17 protein-coding genes and 1 tRNA gene are annotated in these 17,254 nt (G+C 71.4%); 6 read left to right on the top strand and 12 right to left on the bottom strand.

Features of this window, described 5'->3' with window-relative positions:
- Positions 1–112 precede the first annotated feature (112 nt).
- The 5 genes from ABZX75_RS06990 to ABZX75_RS06970 all read right to left on the bottom strand — a co-directional run bounded on the left by ABZX75_RS06990 (position 113) and on the right by ABZX75_RS06970 (position 5,990).
- Entirely contained in the window at positions 113–1,576 is a 1,464-nt protein-coding gene (locus ABZX75_RS06990) for a penicillin-binding transpeptidase domain-containing protein (protein ID WP_355408675.1), read from the bottom strand.
- Entirely contained in the window at positions 1,573–2,997 is a 1,425-nt protein-coding gene (locus tag ABZX75_RS06985; protein ID WP_355408673.1) for an FtsW/RodA/SpoVE family cell cycle protein, read from the bottom strand. Before ABZX75_RS06985 ends, ABZX75_RS06990 begins: the two co-directional genes overlap by 4 nt.
- Before the next feature lie 31 nt (positions 2,998–3,028).
- Positions 3,029–4,492, bottom strand: a complete 1,464-nt coding sequence (locus tag ABZX75_RS06980) for a PP2C family serine/threonine-protein phosphatase (RefSeq protein ID WP_355408671.1) — start codon at positions 4,490–4,492, stop codon at positions 3,029–3,031.
- Positions 4,493–4,636: 144 nt separating this feature from the next.
- Positions 4,637–5,134, bottom strand: coding sequence for an FHA domain-containing protein (locus ABZX75_RS06975; protein WP_215014477.1), 498 nt, complete (start codon positions 5,132–5,134; stop codon positions 4,637–4,639).
- A gap of 10 nt (positions 5,135–5,144) precedes the next feature.
- Positions 5,145–5,990 (bottom strand): DUF3662 and FHA domain-containing protein, encoded by an 846-nt coding sequence (locus ABZX75_RS06970; protein ID WP_355408668.1) that lies wholly within the window; start codon positions 5,988–5,990, stop codon positions 5,145–5,147.
- Positions 5,991–6,281: 291 nt separating this feature from the next.
- Between ABZX75_RS06970 and ABZX75_RS06965 the strand changes: the two genes are divergently transcribed.
- Positions 6,282–6,364, top strand: a tRNA-Leu gene (locus tag ABZX75_RS06965).
- Between the two features lie 112 nt (positions 6,365–6,476).
- On the opposite strand, the gene ABZX75_RS06960 is transcribed toward ABZX75_RS06965, so the two are convergent.
- Positions 6,477–6,779, bottom strand: a complete 303-nt coding sequence (locus ABZX75_RS06960; protein ID WP_355408666.1) for a hypothetical protein — start codon at positions 6,777–6,779, stop codon at positions 6,477–6,479.
- 210 nt (positions 6,780–6,989) lie between these two features.
- Here ABZX75_RS06960 and ABZX75_RS06955 point away from each other — a divergent pair, with 210 nt between their 5' ends.
- The 5 genes from ABZX75_RS06955 to ABZX75_RS06935 all read left to right on the top strand — a co-directional run bounded on the left by ABZX75_RS06955 (position 6,990) and on the right by ABZX75_RS06935 (position 11,977).
- On the top strand, positions 6,990–8,162 hold the full coding sequence (locus ABZX75_RS06955; RefSeq protein ID WP_355408664.1) for an ATP-binding protein: 1,173 nt from the start codon (positions 6,990–6,992) through the stop codon (positions 8,160–8,162).
- 9 nt (positions 8,163–8,171) lie between these two features.
- Entirely contained in the window at positions 8,172–8,831 is a 660-nt protein-coding gene (locus ABZX75_RS06950; RefSeq protein WP_355408662.1) for a response regulator transcription factor, read from the top strand.
- Between the two features lie 72 nt (positions 8,832–8,903).
- Positions 8,904–10,304: a DUF2252 domain-containing protein gene (locus ABZX75_RS06945; RefSeq protein ID WP_355408660.1), complete on the top strand. Its 1,401-nt coding sequence runs from the start codon at positions 8,904–8,906 to the stop codon at positions 10,302–10,304.
- A 263-nt stretch (positions 10,305–10,567) separates the two neighbouring features.
- Entirely contained in the window at positions 10,568–11,407 is an 840-nt protein-coding gene (locus ABZX75_RS06940) for a J domain-containing protein (protein WP_355408658.1), read from the top strand.
- 219 nt (positions 11,408–11,626) lie between these two features.
- Complete coding sequence (locus tag ABZX75_RS06935) at positions 11,627–11,977, top strand: rhodanese-like domain-containing protein (protein ID WP_355408656.1); 351 nt, start codon at positions 11,627–11,629, stop codon at positions 11,975–11,977.
- A gap of 20 nt (positions 11,978–11,997) precedes the next feature.
- On the opposite strand, the gene ABZX75_RS06930 is transcribed toward ABZX75_RS06935, so the two are convergent.
- The 6 genes from ABZX75_RS06930 to paaA all read right to left on the bottom strand — a co-directional run bounded on the left by ABZX75_RS06930 (position 11,998) and on the right by paaA (position 17,156).
- On the bottom strand, positions 11,998–13,140 hold the full coding sequence (locus ABZX75_RS06930) for an acyl-CoA dehydrogenase family protein (protein ID WP_355408654.1): 1,143 nt from the start codon (positions 13,138–13,140) through the stop codon (positions 11,998–12,000).
- A gap of 197 nt (positions 13,141–13,337) precedes the next feature.
- On the bottom strand, positions 13,338–14,495 hold the full coding sequence (locus tag ABZX75_RS06925; protein ID WP_355408652.1) for a 2Fe-2S iron-sulfur cluster-binding protein: 1,158 nt from the start codon (positions 14,493–14,495) through the stop codon (positions 13,338–13,340).
- Positions 14,496–15,080: a 1,2-phenylacetyl-CoA epoxidase subunit PaaD gene (gene paaD, locus ABZX75_RS06920; RefSeq protein ID WP_355408650.1), complete on the bottom strand. Its 585-nt coding sequence runs from the start codon at positions 15,078–15,080 to the stop codon at positions 14,496–14,498. It lies immediately after the preceding gene.
- On the bottom strand, positions 15,074–15,832 hold the full coding sequence (paaC, locus tag ABZX75_RS06915; protein WP_355408649.1) for a 1,2-phenylacetyl-CoA epoxidase subunit PaaC: 759 nt from the start codon (positions 15,830–15,832) through the stop codon (positions 15,074–15,076). Before paaC ends, paaD begins: the two co-directional genes overlap by 7 nt.
- Positions 15,829–16,113 carry a 1,2-phenylacetyl-CoA epoxidase subunit PaaB gene (gene paaB, locus ABZX75_RS06910; protein ID WP_355408647.1) on the bottom strand — a complete coding sequence of 95 codons (285 nt, stop codon included), beginning with the start codon at positions 16,111–16,113 and terminating at the stop codon, positions 15,829–15,831. The genes paaC and paaB overlap by 4 nt, the downstream gene beginning before the upstream one ends.
- Positions 16,110–17,156 (bottom strand): 1,2-phenylacetyl-CoA epoxidase subunit PaaA, encoded by a 1,047-nt coding sequence (gene paaA, locus ABZX75_RS06905; protein ID WP_355408645.1) that lies wholly within the window; start codon positions 17,154–17,156, stop codon positions 16,110–16,112. The genes paaB and paaA overlap by 4 nt, the downstream gene beginning before the upstream one ends.
- Positions 17,157–17,254 lie beyond the last annotated feature (98 nt).

Below are 17,254 nucleotides of genomic sequence, written 5' to 3'. Positions count from 1 at the left end.
GCTACCGGCCGATCGTCGGTGATCGGTTCGTGACCACCGGCTGATACCGGACCGGTACCGTACGCTCCGATCCGGCCGGGAGCAGTGAGGTAGGTCACCCCGGGCCGGCCGGTCATCCCCGGCTCTTGAGTACGGCTTCCATGACGGCCTTGGCCACGGGTGCGGCCTGGCCGCCGCCGCTGATGTCGTCGCGGTCGGCGTCGCTGTCCTCGATGACGACGGCGACGGCGACCGGGGAGGTGCCGTCGGGCAGCTGGGCGTAGGAGATGAACCAGGCGTAGGGGCGCTTCTTGTTGCCCTCGCCGTGCTGGGCGGTTCCGGTCTTGCCACCGACCGTGACGTCCTTCATCTTGGCGTTCTGGCCGGTGCCCTTCTCGACGACGTTGACCATCATCTGCTGGAGCTTCTGCGCGTTGGCCGCGTTGAGCGGCCGGCTCATCTCCTGCGGCTCGTGCTTCTCGACGACGTCGAGGTTGGGGGCGGTGAGATGGTCGACCATGTACGGCTTCATCAGCTTGCCGTCGTTGGCGATGGCGGCGGTGACCATGGCCATCTGGAGCGGTGTGGCGGCGGTGTTGAACTGGCCGATGGCGCTCTGGGCGTTGCCGTCCCTGCCCATCTTCTTGTCGTAGATGCTGGCGAAGGCGCGTACGGGGATGTCGATCTTGTCGTTGTTGAAGCCGAACTTCTCCGCGGTTTCCACCATTTTGTCGCGGGTGACCTTGTCGCCCAGGTTCGCGAAGACGGAGTTGCAGGAGATGCGCATGGCCTCGTTGAGGCTGGCCTTCTCGCACCCGGTGTGGGAGTTGGGCAGCTGCGTCTTCGTGCCGGGCAGGATGTACGGCTCGGGGGTGTCCGTCGGGTCGTCGATCTCCTTGACGACACCCTGCTCAAGGGCCGCGGCGGCCGTGACGACCTTGAAGGTGGAGCCGGGCGGGTAGGTCTCGCGCAGGGCGCGGTTGACGAGGTTCTTGTCCTCGCTGTCCTTGAGCGCGCCCCAGGCCTTCTCGTCGTTCTTCGAGTTGCCGGCGAAGGCGGAGGGGTCGTAGGAGGGGGTGCTGACCAGCGCGAGGATGGCGCCGGTGCGCGGGTCGATCGCGGCGACCGCGCCCTTCCTGTTGCCGAGCTTGTCGTAGGCGGCCTGCTGGGCGGCGGGTTCGAGCGTCGTGACGACGTTGCCTCCCTGCTTCTTCTCGCCGGTGAACATGCCGATGGTGCGGTCGAAGAAGAGCCGGTCGTCGTTGCCGGTGAGGATGCCGTCTTCGAGGGATTCGAGCTGGGTGGAGCCGTAGGCCTGCGAGGCGTACCCGGTGACGGGCGCCCAGAGGGCGCCGTTGACATAGGTCCGCTTGTACTTGTAGTCGCTGCCGTCGGTGACGGTGGAGCCCGTGATGGGCACGCCCTTGACGATGATGTTGCCGCGTTCGGTGGCGTACTGGGCGATCTGGACCCGGCGGTTCTCCTTGCGCGTGCTGAGTTCCTCGGCCTGGACGTACTGCAGCCAGTTGGTCCGGATCAGCAGCGCGAGGACGAGCAGCCCGCAGAACAGCGAGATGCGGCGCAGGGGCTTGTTCATGACGGTCGGACCACCTGGGTCATCTCGGAGTCGGGGGACGGGGCGGGGGCCGGTGCGGGGCGGCGTGCGGTGTCGCTGATCCGGATGAGGACGGCGATGAGGATCCAGTTGGCGAGGACGGAGGAGCCGCCGGAGGCGAGGAAGGGCATCGTCATGCCGGTGAGGGGGATGAGGCCCATCACTCCGCCGGCGACGACGAAGATCTGCAGGGCGAAGGCGCCGGAGAGGCCGATGGCGAAGAGCTTGCCGAAGGGGTCGCGGGCGGCGAGCGCCGTGCGGACGCCCCGCTCGATGATGAGCCCGTAGAGCAGGAGGAAGGCCATCACACCGGTGAGCCCGAGCTCTTCACCGACGGTGGAGAAGATGAAGTCGGAATTGGCGGCGAATCCGATGAGGTCGGAGTTGCCCTGTCCCCAGCCGGCGCCGAGGACACCGCCGGAGCCGAAGCTCATGATCGACTGGCCGACCTGCTCGCAGGCTCCGGAGGTGGCGTAGCAGGCGAAGGGGTCGAGCCAGGCGGTGACGCGGACCTTGACGTGGCTGGCGAAGGAGGCCACGACGACGGCGCCGCCCACCGACATGAGCAGGCCGATGACGATCCAGCTGGTGCGCTCGGTGGCGACGTACAGCATGATCACGAACATGCCGAAGAAGAGCAGCGAGGTGCCGAGGTCGTTCTCGAAGACGAGGACGAGCAGGCTCATCGCCCAGATCATCAGGATGGGACCGAGGTCGCGGCCGCGCGGCAGGTAGAGACCCATGAAGCGGCGGCTGGCGAGGGCCAGGGCGTCGCGCTTCACCATCAGGTAGCCGGCGAAGAAGATCGCGATGACGATCTTCGCGAACTCACCGGGCTGGATGGAGAACCCGCCGACGCTGATCCAGATCTTGGCGCCGAAGACGTCGGCGCCCAGGCCCGGGATGACGGGCAGGATCAGCAGGATCAGGGCGCCGGCCATGGAGATGTACGTGAACCGCTGCAGGACGCGGTGGTCCTTGAGTAGCAGCAGGACGGCGACGAACAGGGCGACGGCCAGCGCCGTGTAGAGCATCTGGTTGGGCGCGGAGGGGGAGAAGGCGCCGTAGGAGCGAATGGCGAGGTTCTGGAGCCGGTCGGACTGGTCCAGGCGCCAGATGAGCACGAGGCCGAGCCCGTTGAGGAGGGCGGCCAGCGGCAGCAGCAGTGGGTCGGCGTACTTGGCGAACCGGCGCACGACGAGGTGCGCGGCCCCGGCGAGCGCGGCGAAGCCGAGGCCGTACAGCAGCACGCCCGGCGGCAGCTTGCCGTCGATCGCGAGGCCCACGTTGACGTAGGCGAAGATCGGGATGACCACGGCGAAACCGAGCAGCAGGAGCTCGGTGTTCCGCCGGCTCGGCAGCTCGATGGCGCCGATGGTGGTCGTGTTGGTGACAACGCTCATGGTGTGGCGGGCCCCCTGTGCCCGCGTGTGTCTACTGCTTTCCGCACAGGCTGACCAGCTGCTGCTCCGCAGGAGTCAGGCCGGGGCCGGGTGTTGGGCTGTTCTGGGCCTCGGCGTTGCGGCGTTCCTCGTCCTTCTTGCAGGCGGAGACCTGGACGCCGAGCTCGTCGATCTTCTCGCGGGCGCCGTCGAGGCTGCCTTCGCTGATGGTGGCCATGACCAGCTTGCGCTTGAAGGGCGGCAGGTACTTCAGTTCGATGTCGGGCCGGTCGGTCTCCACCTTGGAGAGCTCCAGCGGCCCGAGCTTCTGGCTGAGTCCGCGGAAGAGCGCGACGTGCTCGCCCTTGACGCCGACGTAGTACTGGGTCTGGGTCCAGCGCCAGCCGGCGTAGAGGCCGCCGCCGATGGCGCCGGCGACGAGGAGCAGGATCAGCGTACGGGTGGTCCACTTGCGCCCTTTGCTGCGGCGCCTGCGGGGGTGGTCGTACGTGTCCTCGTAGCCGGAGTCGGCGTCGTAGGCGTCGGCTTCGCCGAAGCTGCCGTACCCGCCGCCGCCCTGGCCCTGGTCGGAGTAGCCGTAGCCGGGGCTCTCGCCGCTGCCGGGCGGGCCGAAGGCACCGGGGGGCGGCGGGGCCTGGCGGCCCAGGCCCGAGGCGCGTCCGGCCGGGGTCTGCATGGCGTTGCCGCCGTCGAAGAGCTGGTGCTGGTTCTCCGCGACCGCGCCGACGACGACCGGGGTGTCGTTCAGCTGGGCGGCCAGGGTGTCGCCGCTGTCGGTGTCGAGGACGTCGGCGACGATGCAGGTGATGTTGTCGGGTCCGCCGCCGCGCAGCGCGAGCTGGATGAGGGCCTGCACGGTCTCGTGGGGCCCGTGGTAGTCGGCGAGGGTCTCTTCCAGGGTCTGGTGGGAGACGACGCCGGAGAGCCCGTCGGAGCAGATCAGGTAGCGGTCACCGGCGCGGACCTCCCGGATGGAGAGGTCGGGCTCGACGATGTCGCCGCTGCCCAGCGCTCGCATCAGCAGGGAGCGCTGCGGGTGGGTGGTGGCTTCCTCTTCGGTGATGCGGCCCTCGTCGACGAGGCGCTGCACCCAGGTGTGGTCCTGGGTGATCTGGGTCAGGACGCCGTCGCGGAGCAGGTAGGCCCGTGAGTCGCCGACGTGGACCAGGCCGAGGCGCTGGCCGGTCCACAGGAGGGCGGTCAACGTGGTGCCCATGCCCTCCAGCTGGGCGTCCTCCTCGACCATGACGCGCAGCTGGTCGTTGGCCCGCTGCACGGCGGTGGCCAGGGAGGTGAGGATGTCGGAGCCCGGGACGTCGTCGTCGAGCTGCACGAGGGTGGAGATCACCTCGGAGCTGGCGACCTCGCCGGCGGCTTGGCCTCCCATTCCGTCGGCGATCGCGAGGAGACGGGGCCCGGCGTAGCCGGAGTCCTCGTTCCCCTCGCGGATCATGCCCTTGTGCGATCCGGCGGCGAACCGCAGGGACAGACTCATGCGCACCTGCCCAGTCGACGCTTCCTCCGGGTACAACCGGTCTCGAGCCACACTGCCCACCCTCCGGTCGAGAGCGCGCTCGGGTCCGTGTCCTCGGTGGGACGGATCGCCGCGGCTCGCTCGCTCCGCTCGCTCATTCTCGTACTACTTCCGCAGCTCGATGACGGTCTTGCCGATGCGGATCGGGGCGCCCGGCGGAATGGGCGTCGGGGTGGTCAGCCGGGTCCGGTCGAGATACGTGCCGTTGGTGGACCCGAGATCCTCGACGATCCACTGACCGTCACGGTCGGGATAGATCCTGGCATGGCGGCTGGACGCGTAGTCGTCGTCCAGCACGATGGTGGAGTCGTGGGCGCGGCCCAGCGTGATCGTCTGGCCGGCGAGGGCCACCGTGGTTCCCGTGAGGGTGCCCTCGGACACGACGAGTTTGGTGGGCGCACCGCGGCGCTGGCGCTGCTGCGGTGGCGCGGCCTGCCGGCCCGCCTGCTGCGGTGCGCTGGTCGCGCCGCCGCGGCGGGAGCCGCGCTGCGTGACTCTCGTTCCGAAGAGGTCGCTGCGGATGACCTGGACGGCCACGATGACGAACAGCCACAGAACGGCTAGGAAACCCAACCGCATGACCGTCAGGGTCAGCTCTGACATTGCCCCCGCTTCACCCTTCGGCTTGTCGGTAAATGATGGTGGTACTGCCCACGACGATCCGCGAGCCGTCGCGGAGCGTAGCGCGGGTGGTGTGCTGCCCGTCCACCACGATGCCGTTGGTGGACCCGAGATCCTGGATCGTCGAGGGCGTTCCGGTCCGGATCTCACAGTGCCGGCGCGATACGCCGGGGTCGTCGATCCGCACGTCGGCTTCCGTGCTTCGGCCGAGTACGAGCGTGGGGCGCGAGATCTGGTGGCGGTTGCCGTTGATCTCGATCCAGTGGCGCCGGGTGGCGCCCGCGGTCGGTACGGGTGCGGGTCCGCCGGGGCCGCTTGCGGCAGGCCGGCGGGCGCCGGGTCCGCCGGGGCCCGCAGGGGCGCCCGGGGGCGGGCCGGCGGGCATGGGCGGGGCGCCCACCGGGGGGTAGCCGTATCCGCCTTGCACGGCCGGCTGACCCTGGGGTGCCTGCGGCTGGGAGGTGCTGGAGGCGAGGGTGCGACTGCGAACCCGGTAGAGACCGGTGTCGAGGTCGTCGGCCTTCTCCAGGGTGACCTTGATGGGGCCCATGAAGCTGTAGCGCTGCTGCTTGGCGTAGTCGCGGACGAGGCCCGCGAGCTCGTCGCCGAGCTGCCCCGAGTAGGGGCTCAGGCGGTCGTAGTCGCCAGCGCTGAGTTCCACGATGAAGTCGTTGGGTACGACGGTCCGCTCGCGGTTCCAGATGGTGGCGTTGTTGTCGCACTCCCGCTGGAGGGCGCCGGCGATCTCCACCGGCTGGACCTCGGACTTGAACACCTTGGCGAAGGTGCCGTTCACCAGACCTTCGAGTCGCTGCTCGAACCGCTTCAGGACTCCCATGGGGCACCTCCTCCGTCGTTGTCGCCCTGTACTGCTTACTGATCGTATCCACGCGTGGCGGATTCGGCTGGTTCCCCATCGGTCCTGCGTGCAGGAGTGTTGGTCCTCACAAGGGATCGTAGGGGCGCTCCAGGGACAGTGTCCCGCACCGGGAGCGGAGTGCGGGAGGGGCCGTGGTCACCGGCCCGGGGGTGCGCGGAAAGCGATGTGATTCCACCCCGTTCTCCGTGCTAATGTTTCGACGTCGCCAGGGGAACGGCCCGCAAGGGAAGAACCACTGGGACGCTGCTCGGGCGAGTGGCGGAACGGCAGACGCGCTGGCTTCAGGTGCCAGTGTCCTTCGGGACGTGGGGGTTCAAATCCCCCCTCGCCCACATCGACGAACGGTCGTCATCGCGAAAGCGGTGGCGGCCGTTTCGTGTTTCCCGGACCGTGGGTCTCCGGGTCCGGCGGAGCCGTGGCGTGTCACGTCGGGTGGTCGGCGGGTCAGAGGGTGTCGAGGGTGGCGCGGCGGCGGCTGCTGCGTTCGAAATGGTGCAGCAGGAAGATCGCGGCGAGCAGGTAGCCGAGACCGACCGCCGCTTCGACGGCGAGGGCGGGAAGCAGGCCGGCTCCGGTGTCCGTGAGGCCGAGCGGGCGCCCGTTGCCGGCAGTGAGGTTGACCACGGTGACCAGGACGCCGTTGGCGATGTAGGGCAGGGCGCGGCCGAGCCACAGGAGGGTGCGGCTGCGCGGGCTGAGCAGGACGGCGCCCAGCGTTCCGTAGCGGCGCTCGTTGGCGATGGCCATGGTCCCGCCGTAGACGCACGCCTGCGCCCCGAGCAGGCCCGCCTACATCGGCATCGACGCCGACGGCCCCTACAAGCCCGACCACTACCGCTACTGACCCCATCACGTTCCGGCCCTGATCGAGCTCTTCGTCGGCCGTCCGACTTTCGTCATGCGGGGTGCGACGAAAGAGGGCGGCCTGCGGCCTGCCCGGGTGTCTAGGGTCGTCGCGTGGATGCGACGGCGAGGATGCGGGCGGGCTGGAACTGGCTGAAGGGGCCTGAGCCCTGGACCGGGCGGATGCTGGCGGGGGACCTGGCACTGGCCGGGGTCCTGGCCGTGCTCGGCCTCGGCGTCGACGAGCTCGACAACGGCTCCGGACGGCGGATGGTGGCCGGCGCCGTCGTCGTGGTGGCACTGACCCTGCTGCGGCAGGCCTCGGTGGCGGCGATGCACGAACTGCGCGAGGTCGTCGGCATTCTGCGCGACGGCGTGGAGGCGCCGACTCCGGTCGAGGAGGCGCAGCCCGCGGCGCGCGGCGTGGCCGGGATCGCGGCAGTGGTGGAGGCGGCGCGGGGCTCGGGGACCGACGTGCGGATGAGTACGTCGGGGCAGCCCCGGCCGCTGGTCGCGGCGTGCGACCACGCGGCCTACAGGATCGTGCAGGAGGCCCTGACGAATGCGTACAAGCACGCTCCGGGGGCGCCGATCACCGTGGAGCTGCGGTACGAGGACGACTCGCTGGTGGTGGAGATCGCCAACGGCCCGGCGGCCGGCCCGGACTCCGGCGAGGTGGTATCGGGCGGCCAGGGTCTGACGGGGCTGCGCGAACGGGCGCGGCTGGTCGGCGGGATGGTGCACGCGGGGACGACCGAAGACGGCGGGTTCCGGGTGGCGGGCGTGTTGCCGTACGGGGCGGAGCCCGCGGGGGTCGAGGAGGTGGCCGACGACTTCGGGCAGCAGGCGTGGGGTCTCAAGGGCGCCCCGCCGATGGACTGGGAGGCGGTGGACCGGGAGCTCGTCGTACGCGGACGCAGCCGGACCGGGGGTGTCGCCCTGGGCTGCGGGATCGCGGTCGCGGCGTTGGTGCTGCTGGTGATCGTGATGGGCGCCGGGGTGGCGCTGATACTGGGCACGGCGAACGACGCGATGATTCACCGGGACGAGTTCGACGCCGTACACGTGGGCCAGCCCGAGCGGGATGTCCGCGACAAACTGCCCAAGGGAGACAACATCCTGACGGCGGGTGCGGACCGGAAGGGGCCGCCGCGACCCGAGGGTTCGGAGTGTCTGGCGCTGTTGTCGACGGATCAGCCGAGCGACCTGGGAACCGATCTGATTTTCCGGTTCTGCTTCAAGGACGGCAAGCTCGTGGACAAGCAGGCCTACGAGGCCAAGCAGTAGGAGCGCGGGGTGACAGCCAAAGTGATCCGAGTGGTGATCGCTGACGACGAGCCGCTGATCCGGGCCGGGATCAGGATGATCCTGACCTCGGCGCCGGACATCGAGGTCGTCGCGGAGGCGGCGAACGGCCGTGAGGCCGTGGACCTGGCCCGCGCACACGCGCCGGACGTGATGCTGCTGGACATCCAGATGCCGGTCATGGACGGGCTGACCGCGCTGGGAGAGCTGCGGCGGGCCGCGCCGGAGGTGCGGGCGCTGATCCTGACCACCTTCGGCGAGAAGGAGAACGTGCTGCGGGCGCTCGGCCAGGGCGGTGCGGGATTCCTGCTGAAGGACTCGGCGCCCGGCGAACTGATCGGAGCGGTCCGGGCGGCGGCGGCCGGGGACGCGTATCTCTCGCCCGCCGCGACGCGGCACGTGGTGGACCAGCTGGCGTCGGGGAAGGCCGCCGTGCGCGGTGACGAAGCACGGCGGCAGGTGGCGGAACTCAGCGAGCGGGAGCGCGGGGTGCTGGCGCTGCTGGGGGAGGGCCTGTCCAATGCGGACGCGGGCCGGCGGCTGCACATGAGCGAGGCGACCGTGAAGACGTACGTCAGCCGGATCCTGGCGAAGCTCGGATGCGAGAACCGGGTGCAGGCGGCGCTGCTGGCCAGGGACGCCGGGCTGTAGATACGGTCAGGCCGTTCTGAAGGCGATCACTGGCCGGTCACGACCGGTCGGATACGGGCGGGGGCGGCGCGGATGGCGGCGGTAGCGGGGCAGCGGATACCGGACGTGGCGGGGTTCGCGCCACGGGTGGCGCAGGGTTCGCCGAAGGAGGAGGGCAAGGCGCGGCGCGCACGCGTGCCGCGGTCGTCCCACGCCGGCTTCGAGGCGCCGGCCGGACGGCCGGACGCCGTGCGGGCGGTGGAGGAGTCCAACGCCGGGCGGGTCCGCGAGCTGACGCCGATACGGGTGGGCCGGATGGCCGCGAACCCCTTCGCGTTCCTGCGCGGGGCCGCCGGGTTGATGGCGCACGACCTGTCCGCAGGCCCCGTGACCGGGATCGGCGCGCAGATCTGCGGAGACGCCCACGCGGCGAACTTCGGTCTGTACGGGGATGCGCGCGGCCGTCTCGTCATCGACCTGAACGACTTCGACGAGACCGTGTTCGGCCCGTGGGAGTGGGACGTGAAGCGGCTGGCGACCTCGCTGGTCCTGGCCGGGCGCTTGGTCGGCGCCGATGAGGACATCTGCCGGGCGGCGGCGCTGGACGCGGCGGGAACGTACCGGCGCACCATGCGGCTGCTGGCCAGACTGCCCGCACTCGACGCGTGGAACGCCATCGCGGACGAGGAGCTGGTCTCGCACGCCGATGCCCGGGATCTCCTCGGCACCCTGGAGCGGGTCTCGGAGAAGGCCCGGAACAATACCTCCGCCCGGTTCGCCGCGAAGTCGACCCAGGTGGGGCCAGACGGGGGACGGTGCTTCGTCGACGCGCTGCCGGTGCTGCGCAGGGTCGGGGACGGGGAGGCGGCGGCTGTGGCGGCCGCGCTGGGCCCGTACCTCCAGACGTTGCCGGGGGACCGGCTGCCGCTGCTGGCCCGGTACGCGATCCACGACGTGGCGTTCCGCGTGGTGGGGACCGGCAGCGTCGGCACCCGGTCGTACGTGGTGCTGCTGCTGGATCACCGGGGTCAGCCGCTGGTGCTCCAGGTGAAGGAGGCGCGGCCCTCGGCGCTGCTGCCGTACCTGCCGGCGCTGGGCTTCGTATCGGCGGCGGAGGAGCACGAGGGCCACCGGGTGGTGGCGGGCCAGAAGCGGATGCAGGTCGTCTCGGACAGCCTGCTGGGCTGGACCACGGTGGAGGGCCGACCCTTCCAGGTGCGGCAGTTCCGCAACCGCAAGGGCAGTGTCGATCCGGCGGCGCTGACCGTCGAGCAGATCGACGACTACGGGCGGATGACCGGCGCTCTGCTGGCCCGGGCGCACGCGCACAGCGCCGATCCGCGGCTGCTGGCCGGGTACTGCGGGAAGAACGAGGAACTGGACGAGGCGATGGCCGCCTTCGCGGTGGCGTACGCCGACCGGACCGAGGCGGACCACGCCGACCTGGTGGCGGCCGTGAGGTCGGGGCGGATCGCGGCGGAGGCCGGAGTCTGAGCCGGTCGCCTCGCGGCGGGCGGTGCCGGCGGTGCCGGCGGTGCCGGCGGTGCTGGCGGTGCGGGCGGTGCGGGCGGTGCCGGCGGTGCGGGCCCCCGGGCCGGCCAGGGCGGTGCGGGCGTAGCCGGGAGCGCTGCGCCGCGGGTTCTTCGCGGCGGGATTCCGCGGGGATGTTTCACGTGAAACATCCCCGGGGCCGGCTCGAGGTGCGCCGGTGGGCCTGGCCTGGTCATGATCACCCGGACACCCCCTAGGCTGGCCGGGTGAGCGAGCAGACCGAGCAGCCTGAGCAGACAGTCCCTGGTGCTTCCGGCGCCTCCGGCGAGGAGCGTCCGGAGGCGCGCCTGGAGCGGGCCGTGCGCGCCGCCGAGCAGGCGCTGATCGAGTTCGAGATCGCGGTGGAGACCTTCCGGGTGGAGGTGGAGAACTTCTCCCGCCTGCACCACCAGAAGCTCGGCCCGATGTACTCGCGGCTCGACGAGCTGGACGCCTTGATCGCCGAGGCGAAGGCGGCTCGTACCGGGGATCCCGAGGATGCGCGGCGGGCCGCGGAAGCACGGGCGCTGGTCATGCCGATGCCGGGTGTGGAGGAGCTGTTCCACGACTGGCTGGGCTCGGACGGGATGTCCGACGACGCTTCCGCGATGCTCACCGACCGGTCGGTGCGGCCGCCGGAGCGAGTGCGCCCCTCGGAAGAGGTGCGCCGCCTCTACCGCGAGCTGGTGCGCCAGGCGCACCCGGACCTCGCCCAGGACGAGACCGAGCGCGAGCGGCGCGACGCCTTCATGGCGCGGGTGAACGCCGCGTACGGACGGGGCGAGGAGCAGCAGCTGCGCGAGCTTGCCGAGGAATGGGCGGCCGGGCCGGCGCCCGAGGACGCCGGCCCGAGCGAGACCGAGGAGCTGTACCTCCGGCTGGAGTGGCTGGCGCGGCGCAAGGAACTGCTGTCGCTGGTGGCGCGGGAGCTGGAGGACAGTGCGATCGGGTCGATGCTGCGGATGGCTCCCGAGGACCCGGACCGGCTGCTGGAGGAGATCGCCGAGCAGCTGCTGGGGCAGGTGTCCGAGCGGGAGGCGGAACTGGCGAGCCTTGTCACTCCGTGAGGGTCGGCGGGCGGGGGCTGGTCGCGGGGCACGCGTGTTCGGTGCGGCGCCGTTGCGCGAGCGGCGCCGGGCCGCGCCCGGGCTACCTGAGGCTCCGCCCCAGACCCTCCCCCCAGACCCCGCGCCTCAGACGCCGGCGAGGCTGAGTCTGGGGCGCGGCTGGGGGTCGGCGGGTCAGATAGGTTGGCAGCAGATCTGCGATGAGAGAAGGCGACAGCTATGAACTTCGGACCGCTTCCCTCGGTGGACGCCGCCGCGGTGCCCTCCGAAGGCTTTGTCCTCGACGTCCGTGAGGACGACGAATGGGCGGCCGGCCATGTCGAGGGCGCTCTGCACATCCCGATGAGCGACTTCGTGGCCCGTTTCGGTGAGCTCACAGAGGCCGTCGAGGACGGTCGCAGGGTGCACGTGATGTGCCGGGTGGGCGGGCGTTCCGCGCAGGTCACCCAGTACCTCGTGCGCCAGGGCATCGACGCCGTCAACGTCGACGGCGGGATGCAGGCGTGGGACGGCGCCGGGCGCCCGATGGTGACGGACGAGGGGAACCCCGGCCCGGCCTACGTGCTGTAGCGGCCGGGCCCGGCCCGGCATCAGCCGAGGGGGTGAGCGGCCAGCAGGTCGCCCAAGGCCTCCTCGTGTGCGGCCGCCGGGCCGAGCTGGAGCTCCAGCTGCTTGGCCCATGCGTGGTAGCGGTGCAGCGGGTAGTCGGTGTCGGCGCCGAAGCCGCCGTGCAGGTGCTGGGCGGTCTGCACGACCCGCCGCACCCCCTCCGAGGCCCAGATCTTCGCGACCGCGACATCCCCGGAGCTCGGCAGCGGACCGCCGGCGCCACCGGTCGCGGTGTCGAGCCGCCAGGCGGCCTGCCAGAGGGTGACCTCCATGGCCCGCAGGTCGATGTAACGGTCGGCGGCCTGGACGGCGACGGCCTGGAAGGTGGCCACCGGGAAGCCGAACTGTTCGCGCTTGCCGGTGTATCGGCTGGTCATGGTGAGAACGCCCTCGCCGAGGCCGAGCGCGAGGGCGCACGTCCCGGTGGCGAGGAGCTGGCGGAGCCGCTCCCATGCCTCGGGATCGTCGATGAGGTGCGCCGCCGGCACCCGCACGCCGTCCAGGGTGGCTTCGGCGAGGCGTTCCCCGCTGGTGGAGTACTGGTCGGCGAGGGTGAGGCCGTCGGCGGTACGCGGGACGAGCGCGAGGACCGCCTCGCCCTCGCCGGTGTGGGCCGGTACAGCGATCCAGTCGGCGTTCTGAGCCCAGGGCACGGCGGTCTGTGTGCCGTCGAGGGACCATTCCCCGCCGGAGCGGTGGGCAATGACGGCGAGTTCGGCCGGGTCGTGGCCGGTTCGGCCGTGCGCGGCCGCGGTGAGCACCAGCGTTCCACGCCCGGCGCCGGGCAGCAGGGCGGCGGCCAGTTCGGGACTGCCGTGGGCCTGGACGGCCATGGCGGTGGCGCAGTGCTCCAGCAGCGGCACCCGGGCCAGGACCTTCGCGGCCTCGCGCAGCACCAGGCACAGGGCGACGGTGTCCAGACCGGCGCCGCCGTGCTCCTCGGTGAGGACCAGGCTCAGCAGATCGGACTCAGCGAGCTTGGCCCACAGCGCCCGGTCGAAGTCGTCGGCGACGGCCCGGGGCGTGAGCGCGGGACTGGGCACGCTGTCGGGTGCGACATCCGCGAACACGGCCTTTGCTGCTTCGACGGCGGCCTGCTGCTCCTCGGTGAAGGTGAAGTCCACTGCCTGTCCTCCCGCGCGCACCGGATCCTGCCCAGGTATCGTTCATGTCTGACGGTGCGTCAAGATAGAACAGGTTCCTGGAATTGGACAGGGCGCGGGAGGGACAGGCGGCCACCGGCAGGCTGGGTCCGACGGTCCGGGTCTGACGGTCCGGGCACGACGGTCCGGGTCCGACGGGCCGGGATGGATGACCCGGCTCAGCGGTCGAAGTCGATCTCCACTTCCTCCGTCACCGGGTGCGACTGGCAGGCCAGCACGAACCCGGCCTCCGTCTCCTCGGACTCCAGCGCGAAATTCCGCTCCATCCGGACCTCGCCCGTCACGAGGAACGCCCGGCAGGTGCCGCACACCCCGCCCTTGCAGGCGTACGGGGCGTCCGCGCGGTTGCGCAGCACCGCGTCCAGCAGCGATTCCCCGTCCCGCACCGGCCAGGTACCGGAGCGGCCGTCGAGCCGTGCCGTGACCCGGCCGTGGGAAGTGGTGTCCGAAGCCGCCGCGGGGGCCGGCGCCGTGGTGTCCTCGACGTGGAAGATCTCCTCGTGCACCCGGGTCCGTACGACACCGAGCGTGCTCAGGGCCCGCTCCGCGCCCTGGACCAGGCCGTACGGCCCGCACAGGAACCAGCCCGTCACCTCCGCGACCGGGAGCAGCGCGGGCAGCAGGGCCGCGATCCGCTCCTCGTCCAGCCGTCCGGACGGCAGCCCGGCCTCCTGCTCCTCCCGGGAGAGGACGGTCACCAGCTGGAACCGCGCCGGATACCGGTCCTTGAGGTCGGCGACCTCCTCCAGGAACATCGTCGAAGCCGCCGTACGGTCGCTGCGTACGAGGCAGAAGCGGGCGTCGGGCCGGGCGGCGAGCAGGCTCCCGGCGATCGACAGCACGGGGGTGATGCCGCTGCCGCCGACGATCGCCGCATAGTGCCCGGCGGCCGGGGCCTCGGAGGGGGCCAGTACGAACCGCCCGGCCGGGACCATCACGTCCAGCACGTCCCCGGCGGCGATCTCCTTGTGCGCGAAGGTGGAGAACTCCCCGCCCTCCACCAGCCGCACCCCGACCCGCAGCAACTCGGGGCCCTGCTCACCCGGCGCGGGGGAGCAGATCGAGTAGGTGCGCCGGATCTCCGCCCCCTCGGCGGTGTTCCGGCGCAGGGTGAGGTGCTGGCCGGGCAGGTGCCGGTAATCGGCGCGCAACTCCTCGGGGATCCGCAGGGTGAGCGCCACCGAGTCGTCGGTGAGCCGGTCGACCGCCGCCACCGTCAACGGGTGGAACGCGCCGTGGCGCGCGGGTCGCGTGGCACGCGGGGGCGCCGAGGGCACGGCCCGCACGGACGGCACAGACGGCGGGGACACGGCCATCTACAGCTCCTTGAAGTGGTCGAACGGTTCACGGCAGGCGGTGCAGCGGCGCAGCGCCTTGCACGCGGTGGAGGAGAACCGGCTGAGCAGCTCGGTGGCGGTCGACCCGCAGTGCGGGCAGCGGACCGACAGGGTGAGCGGGACCGGTCCGCCGGCCGCGTGCGGCCGCGGCGGGGCGATGCCGAACTCGGCCAGCTTGCGGCGGCCTTCGGCGCTGATGTCGTCGGTCGACCAGGCGGGTGCCAGCACGGTGGTCACCCGCACCCGCGGTATGCCGTGGCCGGTCAGGACGCGCTCGATGTCGGCGGACATGGCCTCGATGGCCGGGCAGCCGGTGTACGTCGGCGTGAGGGTGACCTCGGCGTGGCCGTCCTCGTGCATCCGCACCCCGCGCACCACGCCGAGCTCGGCGAGGGTGAGCACGGGCAGCTCGGGATCGGGGACGGAGCCGGCGAGCTCGGTCAGCTCCGCCTCCAGGCGGGTCGTCCCCGCACCGCGGAGGCCGGCGCCCGCGCCCGGGCCGCCGGGGGTTTCGCCGCCTGTTCCGGTCGGGATACCGGTACCGGTACCGCTGCCGGTCACCATGACGCCCCCGGATGGCTTCGGTGCAGGTGCTGCATCTCGGCGATCAGCCGGCCGAACGGCTCCGTGTGCAGCCCCTGCCGCCCGGCCCCGGCCGCCCAGGCTCCCGTGCGCTGCCCCTCGGGCAGCGCGAGCCCCGCCCGCTCCAGTACGTCGGCCAGTGCGGCCAGCCAGCGCGCTTCGAGGGCGCTCCAGTCCAGGCCTTCGAGCCCCTCCACCGGCTGGAACATCTCCCCGGTGTACTTCCACAGCCCGTCCAGGCCGGCTCGCATGCGCTCCCGGCTCTCCTGCGTGCCGTCGCCGAGCCGCAGGGTCCACTGCTCGGCATGGTCGCGGTGGTAGGAGGTCTCCTTGACGGCCTTGCCTGCCAGCGGCGCGAACGGGCCGTCCCCGCGCGCCAGTTCCCCGTACAGCTCGTGCTGGTAGAAGGAGAAGTAGAGCTGGCGGGCGATGGTGTGGGCGAAGTCGCCGTTCGGCTGCTCGACCAGCTGGAGGTTGCGGAAGGACCGCTCCTCGCGCAGGAACGCCAGCTCGTCCTCGTCACCGACGAGGGAGAGCAGGATGCGGGCCTGGCCGAGCAGGTCGAGCGCGATGTTCGCGAGGGCCACCTCCTCCTCCAGGACGGGGGCGTGCCCCGCCCACTCGCCGAGGCGGTGGGAGAGGATCAGCGCGTCGTCCCCGAGGGCGAGGGCCGCCGTCCGGGGAACCTCCGGGCCGGTCGCCGTGGCGTCGGATGCGGATCGGGTGCTGGTCACAGGTGCTTCACCCCCTCCGGGATCTCGTAGAAGGTGGGATGCCGGTAGGGCTTGTCGGCGGACGGGGCGAAGAACGGGTCCCGCTCGTCCGGCGAGGACGCCGTGATCTCGGTGGAGGGAACCACCCAGATCGAAATGCCCTCGCCGCGCCGGGTGTAGAGGTCGCGGGCGTTGCGCAGAGCCATCTCCGCGTCGGGGGCGTGCAGGCTTCCCGCGTGCGTGTGCGAGAGACCGCGCCGCGAGCGCACGAACACCTCCCACAGCGGCCAGTTCCGCGTCATACCCGTGCCTCCTCGTTCTCGTTCTTGTTCTCGTACTTGTTCCTCGCGGCCTGCTTCTCCGCATACGCCGCGGCCGCGTCGCGCACCCAGGCGCCTTCCTCATGGGCCGTGCGCCGCTGGCTGATCCGCTGTTCGTTGCACGGACCGTTGCCCTTGAGCACGTCCCAGAACTCGGTCCAGTCGATCGCGCCGAAGTCGTAGTGTCCGCGCTCGTCGTTCCACTTCAGGTCCGGGTCGGGCAGGGTCAGGCCCAGCGTCTCCGCCTGCGGGACGGCGATGTCCACGAACCGCTGGCGCAGCTCGTCATTGGAGTGCCGCTTGATCCGCCAGGCCATCGACTGGGCCGAGTGCGCCGACTCGTCGTCGGGCGGGCCGAACATCATCAGGGAGGGCCACCACCACCGGTCGACGGCGTCCTGTGCCATCGCGTGCTGGGCCTTGGTGCCCCGCGAGAGGGCGAGGAGCAGCTCGTACCCCTGGCGCTGGTGGAAGGACTCCTCCTTGCAGACGCGGACCATGGCGCGCGCATACGGACCGTACGAGCAGCGGCACAGCGGCACCTGGTTGGTGATCGCCGCGCCGTCCACGAGCCAGCCGACAGCGCCGACATCCGCCCAGGTCAGTGTGGGGTAGTTGAAGATCGAGGAGTACTTCTGCTTCCCGGCGTGGAGCTTGTCGAGCAGCTCGTCGCGGCTGGTGCCGAGGGTTTCGGCGGCGCTGTAGAGGTACAGGCCGTGGCCCGCCTCGTCTTGGACCTTGGCCGTCAGGATGGCCTTGCGGCGCAGCGAGGGCGCGCGCGTGATCCAGTTGGCCTCGGGCTGCATGCCGATGATTTCGGAGTGCGCGTGCTGGGCCATCTGGCGGACGAGGGAGGCGCGGTACTCCGCGGGCATCCAGTCGCGCGGCTCCACGCGCTCGTCCGCCGCCACGGCCGCGTCGAAGGCCGCCGCGAGCTGCGCCTCAAGGCCGACCTCGCGGCCCGCCTCGGTGCCTGTCCGCCCGAGGGCCATGTCCTGCCCCGTTTCCGGGCTCACTGCCACCATCCCGGCCCCCTGTCAGAGTCTGCCGTCCGCCCGACCGACCGATCGTTCGGTTCATCCTCTTCAATGGTGGGTCGGCGGCCCGTAGGGTGTCAACCTCT

Origin of the sequence: Streptomyces sp. NPDC003038, assembly GCF_040611115.1 — a bacterium.
Classification (GTDB): domain Bacteria; phylum Actinomycetota; class Actinomycetes; order Streptomycetales; family Streptomycetaceae; genus Streptomyces.
The sequence above is the reverse complement of the archived record's forward strand: the minus strand, read 5'-3'. Positions and strand labels throughout refer to the sequence as shown.

Bases quoted from the DNA above. Each gene is read 5' to 3' on its own strand.
- ABZX75_RS06925 (WP_355408652.1), bottom strand. From the start codon at position 14,495: ATGGCCGTGTCCCCGCCGTCTGTGCCGTCCGTGCGGGCCGTGCCCTCG.
- ABZX75_RS06960 (WP_355408666.1), bottom strand. From the start codon at position 6,779: ATGGCCATCGCCAACGAGCGCCGCTACGGAACGCTGGGCGCCGTCCTG.
- ABZX75_RS06990 (WP_355408675.1), bottom strand. From the start codon at position 1,576: ATGAACAAGCCCCTGCGCCGCATCTCGCTGTTCTGCGGGCTGCTCGTC.
- ABZX75_RS06945 (WP_355408660.1), top strand. From the start codon at position 8,904: ATGGCGGCGGTAGCGGGGCAGCGGATACCGGACGTGGCGGGGTTCGCG.
- ABZX75_RS06980 (WP_355408671.1), bottom strand. From the start codon at position 4,492: ATGAGTCTGTCCCTGCGGTTCGCCGCCGGATCGCACAAGGGCATGATC.
- ABZX75_RS06935 (WP_355408656.1), top strand. From the start codon at position 11,627: ATGAACTTCGGACCGCTTCCCTCGGTGGACGCCGCCGCGGTGCCCTCC.
- ABZX75_RS06975 (WP_215014477.1), bottom strand. From the start codon at position 5,134: ATGTCAGAGCTGACCCTGACGGTCATGCGGTTGGGTTTCCTAGCCGTT.
- paaA (WP_355408645.1), bottom strand. From the start codon at position 17,156: ATGGTGGCAGTGAGCCCGGAAACGGGGCAGGACATGGCCCTCGGGCGG.
- paaD (WP_355408650.1), bottom strand. From the start codon at position 15,080: ATGGTGACCGGCAGCGGTACCGGTACCGGTATCCCGACCGGAACAGGC.
- paaB (WP_355408647.1), bottom strand. From the start codon at position 16,113: ATGACGCGGAACTGGCCGCTGTGGGAGGTGTTCGTGCGCTCGCGGCGC.
- ABZX75_RS06985 (WP_355408673.1), bottom strand. From the start codon at position 2,997: ATGAGCGTTGTCACCAACACGACCACCATCGGCGCCATCGAGCTGCCG.
- ABZX75_RS06970 (WP_355408668.1), bottom strand. From the start codon at position 5,990: ATGGGAGTCCTGAAGCGGTTCGAGCAGCGACTCGAAGGTCTGGTGAAC.